General features: G+C 73.4%; 14 protein-coding genes. 2 read left to right on the top strand and 12 right to left on the bottom strand.

Annotated elements, in window-relative coordinates; all coding sequences use genetic code 11:
* Window positions 1-70: 70 nt before the first annotated feature.
* The 7 genes from B0I32_RS33335 to B0I32_RS33305 all read right to left on the bottom strand — a co-directional run bounded on the left by B0I32_RS33335 (window position 71) and on the right by B0I32_RS33305 (window position 10,086).
* Entirely contained in the window at window positions 71-268 is a 198-nt protein-coding gene (locus tag B0I32_RS33335) for a thiomuracin/GE37468 family thiazolyl RiPP peptide (protein WP_106246570.1), read from the bottom strand.
* An 82-nt stretch (window positions 269-350) separates the two neighbouring features.
* Window positions 351-2,123 carry an ABC transporter ATP-binding protein gene (locus tag B0I32_RS33330; protein WP_106246569.1) on the bottom strand — a complete coding sequence of 591 codons (1,773 nt, stop codon included), beginning with the start codon at window positions 2,121-2,123 and terminating at the stop codon, window positions 351-353.
* Window positions 2,124-2,199: 76 nt separating this feature from the next.
* On the bottom strand, window positions 2,200-4,137 hold the full coding sequence (locus tag B0I32_RS33325; protein WP_106246567.1) for a TOMM precursor leader peptide-binding protein: 1,938 nt from the start codon (window positions 4,135-4,137) through the stop codon (window positions 2,200-2,202).
* A gap of 42 nt (window positions 4,138-4,179) precedes the next feature.
* Window positions 4,180-6,438 carry a hypothetical protein gene (locus tag B0I32_RS33320; RefSeq protein WP_106246565.1) on the bottom strand — a complete coding sequence of 753 codons (2,259 nt, stop codon included), beginning with the start codon at window positions 6,436-6,438 and terminating at the stop codon, window positions 4,180-4,182.
* Window positions 6,435-7,604 carry a SagB family peptide dehydrogenase gene (locus B0I32_RS33315; protein WP_146178400.1) on the bottom strand — a complete coding sequence of 390 codons (1,170 nt, stop codon included), beginning with the start codon at window positions 7,602-7,604 and terminating at the stop codon, window positions 6,435-6,437. The genes B0I32_RS33320 and B0I32_RS33315 overlap by 4 nt, the downstream gene beginning before the upstream one ends.
* Before the next feature lie 449 nt (window positions 7,605-8,053).
* The gene (locus tag B0I32_RS33310) at window positions 8,054-9,145 is read right to left on the bottom strand and encodes a thiopeptide maturation pyridine synthase (protein ID WP_106246561.1); all 1,092 of its coding nucleotides are present in this window, start codon (window positions 9,143-9,145) and stop codon (window positions 8,054-8,056) included.
* Window positions 9,142-10,086: a lantibiotic dehydratase C-terminal domain-containing protein gene (locus B0I32_RS33305; RefSeq protein ID WP_181308046.1), complete on the bottom strand. Its 945-nt coding sequence runs from the start codon at window positions 10,084-10,086 to the stop codon at window positions 9,142-9,144. Before B0I32_RS33305 ends, B0I32_RS33310 begins: the two co-directional genes overlap by 4 nt.
* A 223-nt stretch (window positions 10,087-10,309) precedes the next feature.
* Here B0I32_RS33305 and B0I32_RS33300 point away from each other — a divergent pair, with 223 nt between their 5' ends.
* Entirely contained in the window at window positions 10,310-11,029 is a 720-nt protein-coding gene (locus B0I32_RS33300) for a hypothetical protein (RefSeq protein ID WP_106246558.1), read from the top strand.
* 20 nt (window positions 11,030-11,049) lie between these two features.
* Here the strand turns inward: B0I32_RS33300 and B0I32_RS33295 are convergent, their stop codons facing one another.
* From B0I32_RS33295 to B0I32_RS33275, 5 genes are all read right to left on the bottom strand, one after another.
* The gene (locus B0I32_RS33295) at window positions 11,050-11,931 is read right to left on the bottom strand and encodes an alpha/beta fold hydrolase (RefSeq protein WP_106246556.1); all 882 of its coding nucleotides are present in this window, start codon (window positions 11,929-11,931) and stop codon (window positions 11,050-11,052) included.
* Window positions 11,932-12,059: 128 nt separating this feature from the next.
* The gene (locus B0I32_RS33290) at window positions 12,060-12,554 is read right to left on the bottom strand and encodes a DinB family protein (protein ID WP_106246554.1); all 495 of its coding nucleotides are present in this window, start codon (window positions 12,552-12,554) and stop codon (window positions 12,060-12,062) included.
* Window positions 12,551-13,930, bottom strand: a complete 1,380-nt coding sequence (locus B0I32_RS33285) for an RNA polymerase sigma factor (protein ID WP_245956186.1) — start codon at window positions 13,928-13,930, stop codon at window positions 12,551-12,553. Before B0I32_RS33285 ends, B0I32_RS33290 begins: the two co-directional genes overlap by 4 nt.
* Entirely contained in the window at window positions 13,927-14,262 is a 336-nt protein-coding gene (locus tag B0I32_RS33280; protein ID WP_106246551.1) for a YciI family protein, read from the bottom strand. Before B0I32_RS33280 ends, B0I32_RS33285 begins: the two co-directional genes overlap by 4 nt.
* 104 nt (window positions 14,263-14,366) lie before the next feature.
* On the bottom strand, window positions 14,367-14,825 hold the full coding sequence (locus tag B0I32_RS33275; RefSeq protein WP_106246549.1) for a rhodanese-like domain-containing protein: 459 nt from the start codon (window positions 14,823-14,825) through the stop codon (window positions 14,367-14,369).
* Window positions 14,826-14,896: 71 nt separating this feature from the next.
* On the opposite strand from B0I32_RS33275, the gene B0I32_RS33270 reads away from it, so the two are divergent.
* Window positions 14,897-15,892: a helix-turn-helix domain-containing protein gene (locus B0I32_RS33270; protein WP_106246548.1), complete on the top strand. Its 996-nt coding sequence runs from the start codon at window positions 14,897-14,899 to the stop codon at window positions 15,890-15,892.
* Window positions 15,893-15,896 lie beyond the last annotated feature (4 nt).

Raw genomic sequence — 15,896 nt, 5'->3', positions numbered from 1 at the left:
GAGCCCGGCCCGGTGTGCGTGCCGGGCCGGGCCCTTCACCGATGCCGGGGCGTCAGCCGTCCGGCCCGGATCACTTCGGTGACTTGGGCGAGCCGCTGCAGCAGCTGCAGCCGATGATCTGGCAGGAGCAGCCGCAGTTCCTGGAGGCGCCGTGCTCCAGCATCCCGTGGCCGCCGGTCAGCGACTCGATCTCGAGGTCGCCGGTCTCCAGTTCGAAGACGTCGACCGGCAGGTCGGCGACCGAGAACTTCGATTTCGCGGAGCTCATCGCGTTCCTTTCTCTCACCCGGTTCCCCCAGCGGGAGCCGGACACTTTCGGGAACCCGCCCCCGGCCGGTTCCTGGCCTGGTTCAGCTCGCCGGCACACCGGGAGCGACGGGCGCGGCGCCGCCCAGTTGGCTGGACAGGAGGTCGGCGTACAGGCGGTCGCTCCTCCTGAGCTCGTCGTGCGTGCCGACGGCGCGGGCGACGCCCCGGTCGAGGACGACGATGCGGTCGGCGTCCATGACCGTCGAGAGGCGGTGCGCCACCACGATGACGGTGACCGAACGCGCGATGGCGCGGACGGTGTCGCGCAGGGCCGCCTCGTTGACGGCGTCGAGGTGCGAGGTGGCCTCGTCCAGCAGCAGCAGGCGCGGCCGGCGGAGCAGGGCGCGGGCGATGGCCAGGCGCTGCCGCTCGCCTCCCGACAGGGTGCCGCCGCGGTGCCCGACGGTCGTGTCGAGCCCGTCGGGCAGGCCGGCCACGAACTGGTCGAGCCGGGCCATCCGCAGTACCTCGGCCAGCTCCGCGTCGGTCGCGCCGGGGGCGGCGAAGGTCAGGTTGTCGCGGATGGTGCCGGCCAGCACGGGGGCGTCCTGCTCGACGTACCCGATCGCCTGGCGCAGGCGCGCGAGCGGCCAGTCCCTGATGTCGCGGCCGCCGACCAGGATGCGGCCGTCCTCGTGCTCGTAGAACCGTTCGATCAGGCCGAACACCGTGGACTTGCCCGCCCCCGAGGCCCCGGCCAGCGCGGTCACGGTCCCCGGGGCGGCGGTGAACGTGAGGCCCCTCAGCACCGGGCGGGCGGCGTAGCCGAAGTGCACGAAGTCGAATTGCACGCTCAAGGGTGAGCGGTCCGTCTGCGGCGGCGGGGGCTCGTAGCCGGGCTCGGCGGCATAGTCCAGAGCCTCGGCGATCCTCGTCGCCCCGGCACTGGCCGACTGGTACGAGGCGAGCGCCTGGATCGCGTTCTGCATCGGCCCGATCAGGTAGAACACGTACAGCAGGAACGCCACCAGCACGCCGACACCGATGGTGCCGGTCGCGACCCTGGCCGCGCCGGCGGTCAGCACCGTCAGGAGTGCGAGCTGGTAGGTCAGGCCGGTGACGTTCGCGGAGACCACCTCCCACAGCGACGCCCTGGTCCTGGCCCGGCGTACGGCCTCCGCCGCCGCGTGCAGGCGGGCCTCCTCCGCCCCCTCCGCGCCGAAGGCCCGGATGGTGCGCAGGGCGCCGAGAGCACGTTCCAGGTCGGCGGTGAGCGTGCCGACGGCCTCGGCCGTGGCCATGCTCGCGCTCCGGATCCTGGGGGCGACCAGCCGGAAGGCCAGGAACGCGACGACGACCACCGCCAGCATCAGCCCCAGCAGGACGAGGTCGAGGAAGGCCATGAAGACGATCACCGTGATGATCACGGGGATGTGCACGCCCAGGCCGACGAGCACATAGCCGGCCAGGTCGTCCGCGCTCGCCGCGTCGGCGGTGGCGCGGGCGAGCAGGTCGCCCGGCCGGAGCCGGTCGAACTCCGGGATGCCCACCCGCACGAAGCGGGACGCGAGCAGGCGGCGGACGTCCCTGGTCAGGATGACGCCCGTCCGGTCGAGCAGGAACCAGCTGCCCGCGTTGAGCACGACGTTGACCACGACCAGCCCGCCGATCAGCAGCATCCAGCCGAGCGCCGGGTCTCCGGCGGCGACCTGCCCGACGAGCCGCTGGGTGGCCAGGGGCAGCGCCAGGACGCTCGCCGCGGACAGCAACGCCAGCACGAGGCCCAGGGCCAGCCGGGCGCGGTACGGCCGCGCCCAGCCCAGGAAGATCCGCCACACGGCCACCGGCCGGGCGGCCGCCGCCTGTTCAGTCATCGATCCTTCTCTCCGCAGTCTCGGACGGGTTTGTGACGTCTCGGGGTACGGGTGCGGTCCGGTGGTCTCGGGCGCTTCATGGGAACGGGTGCGGTTCGGTGTTGAGCTCGTCCTCGGTCAGGGGGCGCGGGGTGTGGCCGAGCCGGTGCGGGACCTCCAGCAGCCGGGGCAGTCCGGTGGTGCGCCGGTGGCGGTGCCCGAACGTCATCGGCAGCGTGCCGGGGATCAGCACCTTGACCGCGCGCAGGTCCATGGCGCGCAGTTCGTCCGGCGTCTGGTCGACGACCACGACGTCCAGCCCCGACCCGGTGTAACGGCGGACGACGGCGCGCATCAGCTCCCCCAGGTCGCCGGAGGCGAACTCCTCCGTGCCCACGCCGATCTCGCCGGCCGCGCGGGAGGGCGTGCCCGCGGTGAGGAAGCCCAGCCGGGCCGCGGCGCGCGGATCGTGGAACAGGAGCGGGTGGTCCTCCATCTCCTCCACCGCGGACGAGTCCTCGGCCATGGCCGCCGCCCTGGCCCGCGCCTCGGGGGTGACGCCGTACCGGATGCCGCTGGTGAGCATGTCGCCCAGCTCGGCCACCGCGCCCATGACCGCGCGGCGGCCGGACAGGTGCGCGCCGGCGGTGCAGAACGCGGCGGGCAGGCCGGTGCCGGGGGCGGCGGTGGCCAGGGCCCACACGGCGGGGATGCCGTGCTCGGTGGTGATGTCGAAGAGGCGCAGGTCGTAGCCGGTCTCGGCGCGCAGGGCGGCGAGGTGGAGCGCGTCGCGCCCGTCGAGGGTGGCCGGATCGATCTCCGGTACGGGCATGCGCGCGTACCAGGTCAGCAGGAAGCCGTCGCGTTCGGCGATCTCCAGCATCCCGTACAGGACCGCCTCCTCCAGGCTGGAGCCGAGCGCGCACCCGTTGGAGATCTCGTAGACGAAGGGGCGGTTGTCCGGTTCGTGGGAGTGGGTCCCGTAGTAGGCGAGCGTCTCGGGCACCAGGATCGGCTCGCCGCGCAGGAACGACCAGCCCCACACCCAGCGGTAGTCGCGGTCCGGGTCGAACGGCTCGTACCCGAAACCGGGCTCCTCGTAAGCCTGTGGTGAGTGCAGGCCGAGGGTGCGCGGGTCCAGGGCGCGGTCCGCCAGGTCGTGGTAGGTGCCCACGTTCGGCGGGTGCAGCCGTCCCGGCGCGGCGGAGAACCGTTCCAGCGCCTCCAGCAGCGCGATCGTCCGGCTGACCCGGCGTTCGGGGGCGCGGCCGTAGCCGCCCGACCCCCTGCCCCACCGGTGCGACACCTCCGCCGAGCTGAGGATCGCCCCGCCGGAGGTGCGGTCGTGCAGCAGCCACACGACGCCGGTGCGCTGGTCGACGTAGGTTTCGGTCAGCGCGTCCAGCTCGGCGACGAGATCGCGCCCGCGTACGGCGCCCTCGGCGTGGCTCGGGACCGGCCTGGGCGTCCCCAGCGCCACCGGGGGCTCGTCGGTGACGCGCGGGCCGCAGACCGCGCAGAGCGGGTCGGGCAGCACCCGGTGCGGGGTGATCGTGAGGTCGTGCAGGTCCACGGTGAGCACCGTGCCGCGGGTCCGCGGCCGCTCGCCGGCGGCGTGGGAGCGCAGGTCGTCGGCCATCAGCGCGGCCGCCAGGCGGACCGCGCCCTCGGTCAGCAGCGGCGACGGGCCGGCCAGCCGCTCGGCGTGGCGTTCGCGGACGGCTTCGTTGCGTTCGTGCATCGGGCCGGCCCAGGACTGCCGGTAGGCGGCGCAGGAGGCGCATCCCTGCTCGCCCGGGGTCTCCCAGGGGCCGATGACGATCGTGTCCAGCTCGGTGCGGGCCGGGAGCACGGGGCCGGTGAGCCTGGCGCGCAGGTCCGCCGTGACGACGTCGGCCCAGCCGTCGGTGGCGGCGACGGCCGGTGACGGGGGGAGGTCGCCGTCCGGGAGGGGGACGGGCCGTACCCCGAGCCGCTCCGCCACGGCGCCGGCGATCCGCCCGCCCGCCAGCACGATCACGGGGTGCTCTGCCATTCGCGCCTTCTTTCCGGGTTCGTTCGGGTTTGGCCGTGCCGGTCAGCGGGGGTCGGTGATCGCCACGCGCAGGCTCAGCGGGGCGATCGCCGCTACGGCGGGGTCGTGGTCGAGCGGGAGGACGACGGCGCGGCGGCCGGTGACGGCCAGGGCCGCCGCCACCTCGTCCGGGTCGATGGACTGTCCGGGATCGAGCCGCGTCGTGGACGCCGCGAGCGTGGCGGGCCGAGGGTCGTCTTCGCGGGGGCGGGGGTGGCCCGCGTGGATCCGTGTCTGGACGGCGAAGAGCGTGTCGAGAAGTCCTCTGGTCCAGGCCGAGGAGGCGGTTCCGGCTGTCCTGGCCACCTCTGTCCCGTCGTGGTGGAACGACAGCACGGTGACGCCGAAGCGGCCGTCGTGGTCGCGGACCTCGGGCAGCTCGCCGAGCTCGGCCAGCAGGGCGAAGCACCGCCGTCCTGTCTCGTCCAGCCCGGCCGGGTCGACCGTGGCCGGCGCGCCCGCGCGGTCCTCGATCAGCTCGGGGTCGCACGTCCAGTGGCTGCACAGTCCGCGTGTCACGGCCTCGTCCCAGCTCGCGCCGTAGCCCTCGCCCTGTCCGGGCATCTGTGCGGCCGCTCCGGTGGACGGGCGGGGGAATGCCTGTTCCGCCGGCAGCCGTACGATCGCCGCGGCGGCCAGGTCGTACGCGAGCGCGAACCCGCCGGGGACGCCGGCCGCCAGGACGGCGTGGAGATCGGCCGGATCGGCGTCCTCGGCGGCCAGCGGAGCACCGCCGGAGTCCACCAGGCGGCGTGGGTCCACCGTGGCGGCGACGTAGCGGGCCAGCGCCGCGCGGGCCGCTTCGATCCTGGTGGCCGCGTAGTCGAAACCCACCGCGCGCACGACGGTGGCTCGTCCGTCGCCGGCCGTCCCGAAGCCGGATGCCCGCTCGGACCTGGGCCCGGACGTGTGCTCAGACCCGGACCCAGATGCCGTTTCGAGCCCCGATACGAGCCCGCCTGCGGGCTCGCGTGCGACTCCGGATTCGAGCTCACCTGCGGCCCCAGCCGCAGGGCCGTCTATGGGCCCGGCTGTGAGCTCGCCTGCGGGCCCAGCTGCGGGCCCGGTTGCGATTCCGGCTGCGTGCGCGTCGCCGACCTCGGCCTCGGAGACGTGCAGCGGGCTCTGTGCGGCGGAGTCGTCGGGGAGGTAGCGGAACGGGCCGAACAGCTCGTCTGCGGCCCTGATCGCCGCGTCCGAGAACGCCGGCCCGTCCTCGGCGGGCAGCGACCGGAGGTGCTCAACCCGGCTCAGCACCGCCTCGGGGGTGGGCGCCGCCGCCGGCAGCTCGTACGGGTGCGGCGGGCAGTGGTGTCTGGAGGTGACCAGGCCGGGCCCGATCCTGGTCAGTCTGCCCGCGTGTCGTGGGTCCGCCGTACCGGTGGCCCAGCGCAGCACCGCCCGTCCCACCTGCGCGGCGGCGGCCTCCACGTGCAGATCGGTGATCGGCTCCGGAACTCGTGGCGCTCGGCGGAGGCGGGCACGCAGCGACCCCGGCCGTACCGTGGCGAGGGGGTCCTCCTTGGCCGCCCGTACGGGGACGTACCAGATGTCCGTTCCCTCCCGCAGGACGTATCCGACGGCGAGCCCGTCCCGCGCGACCGGGGCCGGGTTGCCGCCCCACGACCGTCCCTTCGCGGAGGCCGGGCCGAGCGCGGAGGTCAGCAGGAGCACGTCCAGGCTCCACAGCTCCTCCTCGCCCAGCTCGCCCGCGTCGCCCACCCGGACGTGCGCGGCCCCGGACGCGCGCAGGAAGGCCGCGATCGCCTCCGCCAGCGGTTCCTCCGCCGGATCGTCACGCGCGACGGCGACCTTGAGCTCACGGAAGCGGTCGAACGCGGCCCGCGCCCCCTCAACGTGGGCCGCCACGAGCGCGACCTCCCCCGCGAAACCACCGCCCGGCACTTCGTCACCACCGCCGAGGGCTGGCCCCGCGACCGATTCCTCGTCGCCGCTGTCGCGCGAGACCCGCGCGGCCGATCCCTCGACGCGACCGTCGGACTCGGGCCCAGCGGGGATTTCGCGGACGACGCCGGCCTCGCGGAGCCGGGTCAGGATCGATCTGGCCAGCTCCGCGTGCGCGGCCGGCAGGCCCGCCGTGATCTCGTCGAGGCTGAACCGCCCGTCCAGGTGGGGCACGAGGGCCTCGACCCAGCGGGCGATGGACGCCCCGGTGAGGGTGACCGGCCCGGCCGGGGTGACGATGTGCAGCCCGTTCTCGATCGGGGCCATGTACGCGTGGTCGACCAGACGCAGCCTCATGCGTCCCCTCCCGTTTGGTGCTCCACGGCGACGGTGCCGAGCATGAACTCCCCGACCACGTCCTCGCGGAGGGGATCGGCTCCGGAGATGCGCTGGAAGGCGCGTGGCGCGCTGCTCCCCAGGGCGCACCCGCCGAGCCCCATGGCGGTGGCGACGAGGTACATGGTCTGCACCAGGACGCCGAGGTTCTTCAGGATCAGCGCGTACGCCAGCCCCTCGTACACCCACATGAGCCGCTCGAACCGGGCCGTCACCAGCAGCAGCACCTGTGGCCGCGCCCGCGCTCCGGACATGGACCGCGCCGCGTCCAGCAGGACCCGCTCCGCGCCGGCCTTCCGTCCCAGGGGCTCCAGCCGGTGACCGTAGCCGTCGTAGTGGTAGGTCCCCGGCTCCAGCCCGTCCACCTGGTGCGCCACCACGTACAGCTCAAGCTCGTGGATCCCGCCGCCGCCGGGATAGGCGCGACGTGGCCGGTCGCCGTACGGCGTCGGGTGGTCGGAGGTCGCTGCGCAGCGGTAGAGGAACTCGGCGAGCTGCCCCGCCGTGATCGGCCGCTCCGCGTCGTGGTCGCGCACGGACCGGCGTGCCCGCAGCACCTCGGTCAGCTTCGGGTCAGCGGCGAGGACTCGTTCGAGATCGGGAAGTGGCAGGTCCATGGCGGACCCGGCGGCAAGCCCTGCAGCGGACCTGGCGGCGGGCCCTGGAGCCAACCCGGCAGTGGACCCGGCAGCGGACCCGGCGCCGGGCGCGGTGGCGGGCGGCCGGTCGGACGGATCGGTGAGGTGCTCCAGCCCCCAGTACGTGGCGCCGAACCCGCCGGCCACCCCCACCGCGCCGTCGATGCCCCGGCTGCTCCGGTGGAACGCCAGGTCGATCGCGGACCACTGCCGCACCCGGAACTCCGTGTCCTCCTCCCCCGTCACGGCGAGCCCGGACCGCAGCAGGTCACGCCGGAGCAGGGCCGCCGCCCGCGCGCCGATCCCCGGGTGCGGTACTCGAGCGCCGGGGTCGGCGAGGACGGCCAGCGCGCCGGGAGCGTGGACGGTGATGGCGGCCCAGGCCCGGGGCGACGTGGCCCGCAAGCCGCCGCCCGGAACCGCCGCGATGGTGGTGAAGCGCGACAAGCGGGCACCGACCGGCGGATCCACGAGTTCCGCACCCAACACGGGGTCACCACCGTCCGCGCAAGCACCCCCGCCCGACCGAGCACCACCATCCGCGCAAGCATCCCCGCCTGGGCAAGCACCCCCACGCGCGCAAGCACCGCCACCCGCGCAAGCGTCGCCGTTCAGGCGAGCATCCCCGTCCCGGCAGGCGTCGCCGTCCGGGCAGATGTGGGGGTCCAGGGTGTAGACGGGCGTGTCGCCGTCGTGGACCGTGGCGACGAGCCAGCCGTCCCGGCGCAACCCCGCCAGCAACCTACGCTCTCGCGGCGAGAACTCCCCGGCCCGGTGCTCACCGGAAGCAAGCGCTCGCACCAAGGCCAGATCCTCGTCGCCGATCGGCCGCACGTCGGGGTACCCCACCAGGTGAACGCCACCGCGCCCGCGACCGGCCGACACGCCGTCGCGCAACCGAAGGGTCTCGTACACCTCAGCCGTGCCGTTCAGCGCGCTCACCCCGCCTCCCCGCCCTTCGCGGCGAAATCGCGGAGCACGTCGGCGGCCTGTCTGCCGGTACGTCGTTCCACCGCCGCGGCGATCAGGTAGCAGAGGAAGAAGCGTCGCAACGGGGTCACTCCCAGGCGGGTGAACTGCAGGTACATCAGGTTCAGCACGAGCCGGAAGAGCGCGAACCAGGTGGACGGGAACACCTCGGCCAGCCACCGCTCGTTCTCGGCGAGGGCGCGGTGGAACGGGCTCAGCTCGCGGTAGGCGTCCCGCACCAGGGCCGGGTCCGCGTCTTCTTCTCCCAGCGGGAGCAGTCCGCGTTCGCGCAGGCCGAGCCCGCGTTCCCGGCTCCGCAGCAGGGCGTCGACCAGGCTTTCCGTCGCCTCGTCCACGGCCCCTGAGCCGGGATCGAGCAGGGCGTCCAGGCGAGCGCCGAGCACACCGGCCCGGTCCTGGAAGCGCGCCTCCCACTCCCGCCGCCGTGCCGCGCCGCCGTCCCGCTGGGCGAGGAAGGCGTCGGCGTGCGAGCGGAAGCTGAGGTAGCCGGCCTCGATGCCGTCCTCGTGGAACTCGTCGGCCACGACGACCATGGCGTCGAACGCCGCCGCGAGCACATCACGTCCCCGCGCCATCCCGTCCAGGACGGCGAAGGCGTGCTCGTTGGCGGCGCACATGAAGTCCGTGTACAGCGCGGCGGCCTCGGGCGTGCCGTGGACGGCTGTCCTGGCGTCGTACGGCTCGGTGTGCCAGGAGTTGTCGTCGTACCAGGGCCTCAGCGGGCCCGGCTCCGCCTCGGCCTCCGCCAGCCGGCGGTGCAGCGGCGCCATCGCGGCCTCGTCGTGGGCCGTGACCGGCAGCCGCGCCAGGTACGGGCCGATCCGCGCCGCGACCAGCGGCAGCACCTCCGCGCGGAAGGCCGTGCCGCCGGCCTCGACGTTCAGCCGGACGTGCGGGCCCTGCCGCCAGTGCCGGGCGAACCATGACCGATGCCCGCGCTCCGCCAGCTCGGCCATGACGGGACGTACGGCGTCCAGCAGCAGCCGGTCGGTGGCGTCGCCGTGGTGGTGGATGTGCACGCTGTGCCAGCCGGTCGTCATGCGAGGGCCTCCTCCCTGGCGAGGTCGGCGAACGTCCTGGCGGCCCAGTCGCGCAGGTGGAGCTCCTCGTCGAGGCTCACGCCGAGCCGGTTGCAGGTCAGATGGGCGCACATGTCCAGGACGGGCGCGACTTCGGGCTCCCCGAGCCGGCCGGCCAGCTCGGAGGCGGAGGCCGCGAGTGCCCCGGCGAACCCGGACGGGTCCCCCGGCGGGTTCGCGGCCAGCGCGCGCGTCCGTTCGGTGATGGCGCGCAGGGCGGGACGCCGGCGCTCGTACCGGGACCGCCCGCCGGGCGGCCACGGCGGCGTCTCCTGCTCCGGCCATCCGATGCCGCGCGCGGCGATCCACCGGTTCAGGGCGAGCACGGCGAACGCGGCCGTGGTGCGCCGGTCATGGGAGGGCCGCGTCGCCAGCAGCCCGCGTACCGCCGCGCTGCACCGCACGAAGTGGTCCTCGACGGCGTGCAGCGCCGCACCCGTGCCGTATTTTTCGGTTTCCGGCCGGTACGGGATGAAGGCGAACGAGTTCGGGGGCCGGCGGTGCCGCTCGTACGATCGCAGCCGCTCCAGCGCCGCCATCGAGGGCGCGTAACCGTCGTAGTCCTCCTGGGTCACCCGGACGGGTGCGGGGAGGCGGTTGAGTGAGTCCGCGACGGCGCCCGACAAAATCCGCCGTACGTCGTCCGCGCGTCCCGGCCCGGCCAGGACGCGCACCCGCAGGTGCGGCCCGCCCTCCCAGTACCGCAGGAAGAACAGCCCCTGGCCGGCCGCGGCGTGGTCGAGCCGGCTGTGTACGGTGTCCAGCAGGTCGGTGATGACGAGATCGAGGTCGCCGTCGTAGAAGATGTGAGCGCTGATCCACGACCGCGCGCCGGCCACCGGCAACACCCGCTTCCCGGACTCGCCTCCGCCACCGCGACCGGCGGACAGACCGGTCGTCATCAATGACTGGATTGCCGGGAGCGTAACCAGCGCCGGAATATCTCCAGCACACACTCCGTATACGCCCCTGGTCAGCCCCTCCTCGGCCCGGAACACGGATGGCGGGAGCAAGCCTGTTCCCGATACGCGACCACTGAGGAGCCGCATCATCCGGATAACGATGAGCGGTCGCGGACGATCTAGGGCCCCAGGTTGTCACCGCCGTCCGGCATGATCACCTGCCATGAAGCAAGCACTCATCGCCACGGCGGCCCTCGCCGCGCTGACCATGACCGCGACGCCCGCGCACGCGGCCCCCAAGGACCCGGTCAAAGCCCTGAACGCGAAGATCGTCCCCGGACACGGGGTGCACTTCACCGGCAACGTCACCTGGACGGACGGCACCAGCGAGCGGGGCGCCCGCGACATCAAGGGCGTCTTCCAGTTCGGCAAGAAGGGCGTCGCCGCGTTCGACATCAGCATGGAGGAGGGCGACGAACGGCAGCGCGTGATCGGCATCGGCAAGACCGGCTACTACTCGGGCGGCCTGTACGAGCGCCTGCTGCCTGAGGACAAGACCTGGTACAAGCAGAAGAACCGCGGCATGCCCGACTCGTGGTCGCAGTTCATCAACCCCGCGGAGACGAAGACCCTGGCCCGCTTACTCGAGAAGGGCACGGCCGAGGGGAACACCGTCTCAGGCTCCATCACCCTCAAGGAACTCAAGACCGTCTCTGCCTGGGTGTCCGCCGCCATGCTCACCAAGGAAGCCGACGGCGTGAAGATCTCCTACACGCTCACCCTGTCCTCGTCGGGCCTGGTCAGCCGGGTGAGTTCCACCTACGCGCTGACGGAGGACGGGACGACCTACACCAGCACCGTGGACAGCCGGTACACCGGGTGGGGCGGCAAGGTGTCGGTCAAGGCACCGGCCCCGGCCACGGTGACGACCGAGTTCCGCTGATCTCGTTCCCCCGCGCCGGCTCAGTCGTCGATCCTGATCAGGCCGGCGACCTCCTCGGGCAGGCCGGGTGAGGTCATGACGTGGCCCATTCCGGGCACGACGTGCAGGACCGCGCCGGGGATCGCTGCGGCCAGGGCCTCGCCGTGGGCGAGCGGATTGACCGGGTCCTGGTCGCCGTGCATGATCGAGGTCGGCGCGGTGATCGACGACAGGGGTGCGAGCAGGCCGGGGTCGTCCCTCCACACGGCCCGGTGGTGGTTGGCCGCGGCCGCCGGGTCGACGGCCCGTGACAGCGCCAGTTCGAGCATCGTTCTGGCCGCCCCCTCGTCGAACGGCCGTACCGGACCGTTGAAGACCCGGAACAGCGCCACGTCGGACTCCACGCCCGGCGGCAGATCGGCGGCCACATGGGCGAGGAACTCCGGCGCCGGCGGTGGCAGGTCGTCCGGGTCGGCCGGCTCCCCGGCCTGCGCCCGTGCCCACGCCGCGCTCGGATCGTGCCCCATCGGCGAGCTGGACATCAGCGTCAGGGACCGGACCCGGTCCGGCGCGTGCACCCCCAGCCACTGCGCGATGATCCCGCCCAGGGAGGCTCCGGCCACATGAGCGGAGCTCAGCCCGTAACCGTCCAGCACGGCCAGGCAGTCGCGGGCCATGTCACTGATCGTGTACGGATGCGCGTCGAAGTCGACGACGCTGGACCGGCCGGTGTCCCGATGATCGAACCGGATCACCTGGACCCCGCGCTCGACCAGCCGGCCGACGAGTTCGTCAGGGCAGCTGACCCCCTGCGCGGCCGATCCCATGATCATCAAGACGGCGGGACGTTCGGGATCTCCGGCCCGTTCCGTCCAGATGCGCAGCGGCCCTGAGGTCACGAATCGTTCGTGTGTGTCCAGCATGGAGGCACGGTAGCGGCCATATGCCGCCGAACGCTGATATTTATGTGCGGACCGGCCGAGCGCCGATCTTCGTGCCCGGTCCAGCGGCTGACGCGCGGACCAGCTGTGCCCGGCCGGCACCTGAGGCGTCATGAGAGGACCAGCCACCTCCGGCCGTCGAGCAGCTCGCGGGCCGCGTCGAGGTGGCCGGCGTGGCAGGCGGTCTCGGTGATGACGTGCAGGAAGATCTCCCGCACCGTGCGCAGCCGCCACTCGCCGAACCGGTCAGGCCACCAGGCGGGCGCCGCGTCCATCGGGGTGGCGGCGATGACGGCGTCGGCGGCCTCGATCTGGCGCCGGTAGTCGTCGAGGACGGCTTCGGCGGACTCCTCGGAGCCGACCTTCCATGAGTCACCGGCCCGGTCCAGGACGTCGATCACCGCCGGTTCGCCGGCGATCACGGCGCGGAACCAGTGCCGCTCGACGTCCAGGGCGAGGTGCCGGACCAGGCCCAGGCAGCTCCAGCCCGACGGCAGCACGGGCCGCCGCAGGTCCGCCTCGCTCAGGCCCTCCAGAATGCCCTGGACGTGCTGCCGCTGGTTGTTCTGAAAGGCGAGCAACGCCTCGGCCTCAGCGCTGATCATGATCCAAGCTCCTGTCGTGTGGTCTCGGCGGCGCGACCCGGCAGCGCCTGGCGTTCGACGTCAGCGGCGCGGTCCTGCGGTGCCGAGTGTTCGGTCTCGGCGGGGCGGTCCTGCGGTGCCGAGCGTTCGGTCTCGGCGGCGCGGTCCTGCGGTGCCGAGCGTTCGGTCTCGGCGGCGCGGTCCAGCAGGGCGCGGCGTTCGGGTTCGGTGTGCGCGGCGGCGGCCGCCCGGCGGAACAGGGCGGCGGCGCGGTCGCGGTCGCCCTCACGGGCGGTCAGGTCGGCCTCGGCGGCGATGGCGAGCGGATGCCCGTCCAGCTCGCCGCCCTCCCGCGCCCTGGCCAGCAGCGCCAGCCCGGCCCGTGCCCCGTGCGCGTAGCCGTGGGCGACGGCGCGGTTCAGCTCGACCACGGGTGTGGACCGGATCCCGGCCAGCGCGTCGTAACAGCGGGCGATCTCGGCCCAGTCCGTGCCGGGCACCGACGGGGCGGTGGCGTGGCAGGCGGCGATGCGGGCCTGCAGCGCGTACGGGCTGTCCCGCTCCGCCTCGGCCAGCACGTCCAGGCCCTCGGCGATGGCGGCCGCGTCCCAGCGGGAGCGGTCCTGCCGGTCGAGGGGCAGCAGGTTGCCCTCGTCGTCCTGCCGGGCCGCCCGCCGGGAGTGCTGCAGCAGGAACAACGCCAGCAGCGCCGACACCTCGCCCTGCCCCGGCATCAGCCGGCGCAGCAGCCGGGCCAGCCGGATCGCCTCCTCCGCGAACGCGGGCCGCCCGTCGGCGTTGTACCCCTGCGTGAACAGCAGATACAGCACCGCCAGCACCCCCGGCAGCCGCTCGGCCAGCGCCGGCCCGCTCGGCACCCGGTACGGGATCCCCGCGTCCGCGATCTTGCTCTTGGCCCTGGTCAGGCGGCGCGTCATCGTCGATTCGGTGACCAGGAACGCCCGGGCGATGTCCGCGGCGGGAACTCCGCAGATCGTCCGCAACGTCAGTGCCACGCGCGACTCCAGCGCCAGCGCCGGATGACAGCAGGTGAAGACGAGCCGCAGCCGATCGTCCACGACCTCCCCCTCCCCTATGACCTCGTCGATCTGGTCGGCCTCATAGGCTTCGGCCGACGCGAGCGCCGCCACCTCCGCGAGCTTGCGGCGCTCGACGGAGGCGCGGCGCAACGCGTCGATGGCCCGGTTGCGGGCCACCGTCATCAGCCAGCCGCCCGGATTGCCAGGTTCGCCCTCCTGCGGCCACCGCTGCACGGCGGCCGCCAGCGCCTCCTGGGCGCAGTCCTCGGCCAGCGTCCAATCACCGGTGACGCGGATCAGGGTGGCGACCATCCGCGGGTAGGCGTCGGCCGCCACCGCCTCCAGGGACGTGCTCACTGACCGTCGACGGCGAGCGGCCGCAGCTCCAGCCGCCCCAGCCGGGCCATCGGATGCGTACGGGCGACCTCGATCGCCTCGTCCAGGTCGGCGCATTCGAGCAGGTCGAAGCCCACGATCACTTCTTTGGTCTCGGCGAACGGGCCGTCGGTGAGGATCAGCTCACCCTCCCGTACCCGCACCGTGGTCGCGGAGGACTCGGGCGCGAACGCCGACCCGTCCAGCCGCCGGCCGCGGCCGTCGTTCTCGGCCACCCAGGCGTCGATGTCGGGCAGGTTCCGCTGGTCGGTGTCGGGCTCGGTGTCGCTGCAGACGAACATCATGTACTTCATGTCGCGCTCCTCAGGTGTTCGGCGATTCACCCTAGTGACGAACGGCGACCACCCGACCGGACACCCGCGCGCAGAACTTTCCCGATTATTTCTGGAGCGTCGGCTCAGCAGTCACACGTCACTCCCGCGGGAACCACGGTCAGGTCGTCCCCCTCGCGCCGCCGCAGGCCGGCCGGGGTACGGACCGGGAAGCCCTCACGCACCCAGTACTCGTAGCCGCCGATCATCTCCTTGACCTGGTAGCCGAGCTTGGCGAACGCCAGCGCGGCCTTGGCGGAGCCGTTGCAGCCCGGCCCCCAGCAGTAGGTGACCACCACGACGCCGGCGGGGATCTCCCGCGCTGCTCTCGTCGGGATCTGCCTGGTGGGCAGGTGGATCGCGCCGGGGACGTGCCCCTGCTCCCAGGCGTCGGGGCCGCGGGTGTCCACCACCACGAGCCCGGGCGCGCCGGCCTCCAGGTCGCTGTGGACGTCACTGACATCGGTCTCGTACGACAGCTTCGCGGCGAAGTGGGCGACGGCCCGCCCGGCGGAAGCGGGCGACGGGGAAAGGACGAATGACATGGAAGGATCCTCGGCCCGGTCCCACCACCGCGGCCAGTGGCGTCAGTGACGACGGGCGCTAACATTCCGCCATGCTGCGACCCACCCCGCGGGGGCCGACCGTGTCGGTGCTCGCCTACGACGGGATGTCGGTGTTCGAGCTGGGCATCGTCACCGAGGTGTTCGGCCTGCCCCGGCCGGAATTCGAGGTGCCGTGGTACGAGCTGACCGTCTGCGCGCAAGCGCCCGGCCCCGTACGCGTCATCGGCGGGGCCAGCCTGCACACGCCCCACGGCCTGGACGCCTTCGCCGCCGCCGAGACGGTCATCGTGCCCGGCGTGCCCGACGTCACCGCCGACCCGTCACCGGAACTGGTCGCCGCGCTGCGCCGGGCCTTCGACCGGGGCGCGCGGATCATGTCCATCTGCTCGGGCGCGTTCGCCCTGGCCGGTGCGGGGCTGCTGGACGGCCGGCCGGCCACCACCCACTGGCGCTACGCCGACCGTTTCCGCCGCCGGCACCCCGAGGTCGGCCTCGACCCGGACGTCCTCTACATCGACGACGGCCCCCTGCTCACCAGCGCCGGCAGCGCCGCCGGCCTCGACCTGTGCCTGCACGTGGTCAGGAGCGACTACGGCCCGGCGATCGCCAACGCGGTCGCCCGGCGGCTGGTGGTCCAGCCGCACCGCGACGGCGGACAGGCCCAGTTCATCGAAGCTCCGCTGCCCGCCGACCCGGCCGACGATCGCATCGCCCGCAGCATCGCGTGGGCCCTGGCCCACCTCGCCGAGGCGATCACGGCCGAGAAACTAGCTGGGCAGGCGCACATGTCCACCCGCACCTATCTCCGGCACTTCACCCGCGCCACCGGCACCACCCCGATCCGGTGGCTGATCCACCAGCGGATCCAGGCGAGCCTCGCGCTCCTGGAGACGACGGACACGCCCATCGAGAGGATCGCCAGAGCCGTGGGCTTCGACACGTCCGTCACCTACCGCCACCACTTCGCCGCCATCATGCGGACCTCGCCGTCCGCGTACCGCAGCGCCTTCCACACCGGCGAACCGGCCGCCCCTCACGCCCGCTGACGGC

Source organism: Nonomuraea fuscirosea (assembly GCF_003001935.1).
Taxonomy (GTDB): Bacteria; Actinomycetota; Actinomycetes; order Streptosporangiales; family Streptosporangiaceae; genus Nonomuraea; species Nonomuraea fuscirosea.
Note: the sequence above shows the minus strand (reverse complement) of the source record. Positions and strands in the feature narration are given on the sequence as shown.

Excerpts from the sequence above, each read along its gene's own strand:
- B0I32_RS33335 (WP_106246570.1), bottom strand. The coding sequence starts at position 268 with ATGAGCTCCGCGAAATCGAAGTTCTCGGTCGCCGACCTGCCGGTCGAC.
- B0I32_RS33330 (WP_106246569.1), bottom strand. The coding sequence starts at position 2,123 with ATGACTGAACAGGCGGCGGCCGCCCGGCCGGTGGCCGTGTGGCGGATC.
- B0I32_RS33325 (WP_106246567.1), bottom strand. The coding sequence starts at position 4,137 with ATGGCAGAGCACCCCGTGATCGTGCTGGCGGGCGGGCGGATCGCCGGC.
- B0I32_RS33320 (WP_106246565.1), bottom strand. The coding sequence starts at position 6,438 with ATGAGGCTGCGTCTGGTCGACCACGCGTACATGGCCCCGATCGAGAAC.
- B0I32_RS33310 (WP_106246561.1), bottom strand. The coding sequence starts at position 9,145 with ATGACGACCGGCTGGCACAGCGTGCACATCCACCACCACGGCGACGCC.
- B0I32_RS33305 (WP_181308046.1), bottom strand. The coding sequence starts at position 10,086 with ATGACGACCGGTCTGTCCGCCGGTCGCGGTGGCGGAGGCGAGTCCGGG.
- B0I32_RS33300 (WP_106246558.1), top strand. The coding sequence starts at position 10,310 with ATGAAGCAAGCACTCATCGCCACGGCGGCCCTCGCCGCGCTGACCATG.
- B0I32_RS33295 (WP_106246556.1), bottom strand. The coding sequence starts at position 11,931 with ATGCTGGACACACACGAACGATTCGTGACCTCAGGGCCGCTGCGCATC.
- B0I32_RS33290 (WP_106246554.1), bottom strand. The coding sequence starts at position 12,554 with ATGATCAGCGCTGAGGCCGAGGCGTTGCTCGCCTTTCAGAACAACCAG.
- B0I32_RS33280 (WP_106246551.1), bottom strand. The coding sequence starts at position 14,262 with ATGAAGTACATGATGTTCGTCTGCAGCGACACCGAGCCCGACACCGAC.
- B0I32_RS33275 (WP_106246549.1), bottom strand. The coding sequence starts at position 14,825 with ATGTCATTCGTCCTTTCCCCGTCGCCCGCTTCCGCCGGGCGGGCCGTC.
- B0I32_RS33270 (WP_106246548.1), top strand. The coding sequence starts at position 14,897 with ATGCTGCGACCCACCCCGCGGGGGCCGACCGTGTCGGTGCTCGCCTAC.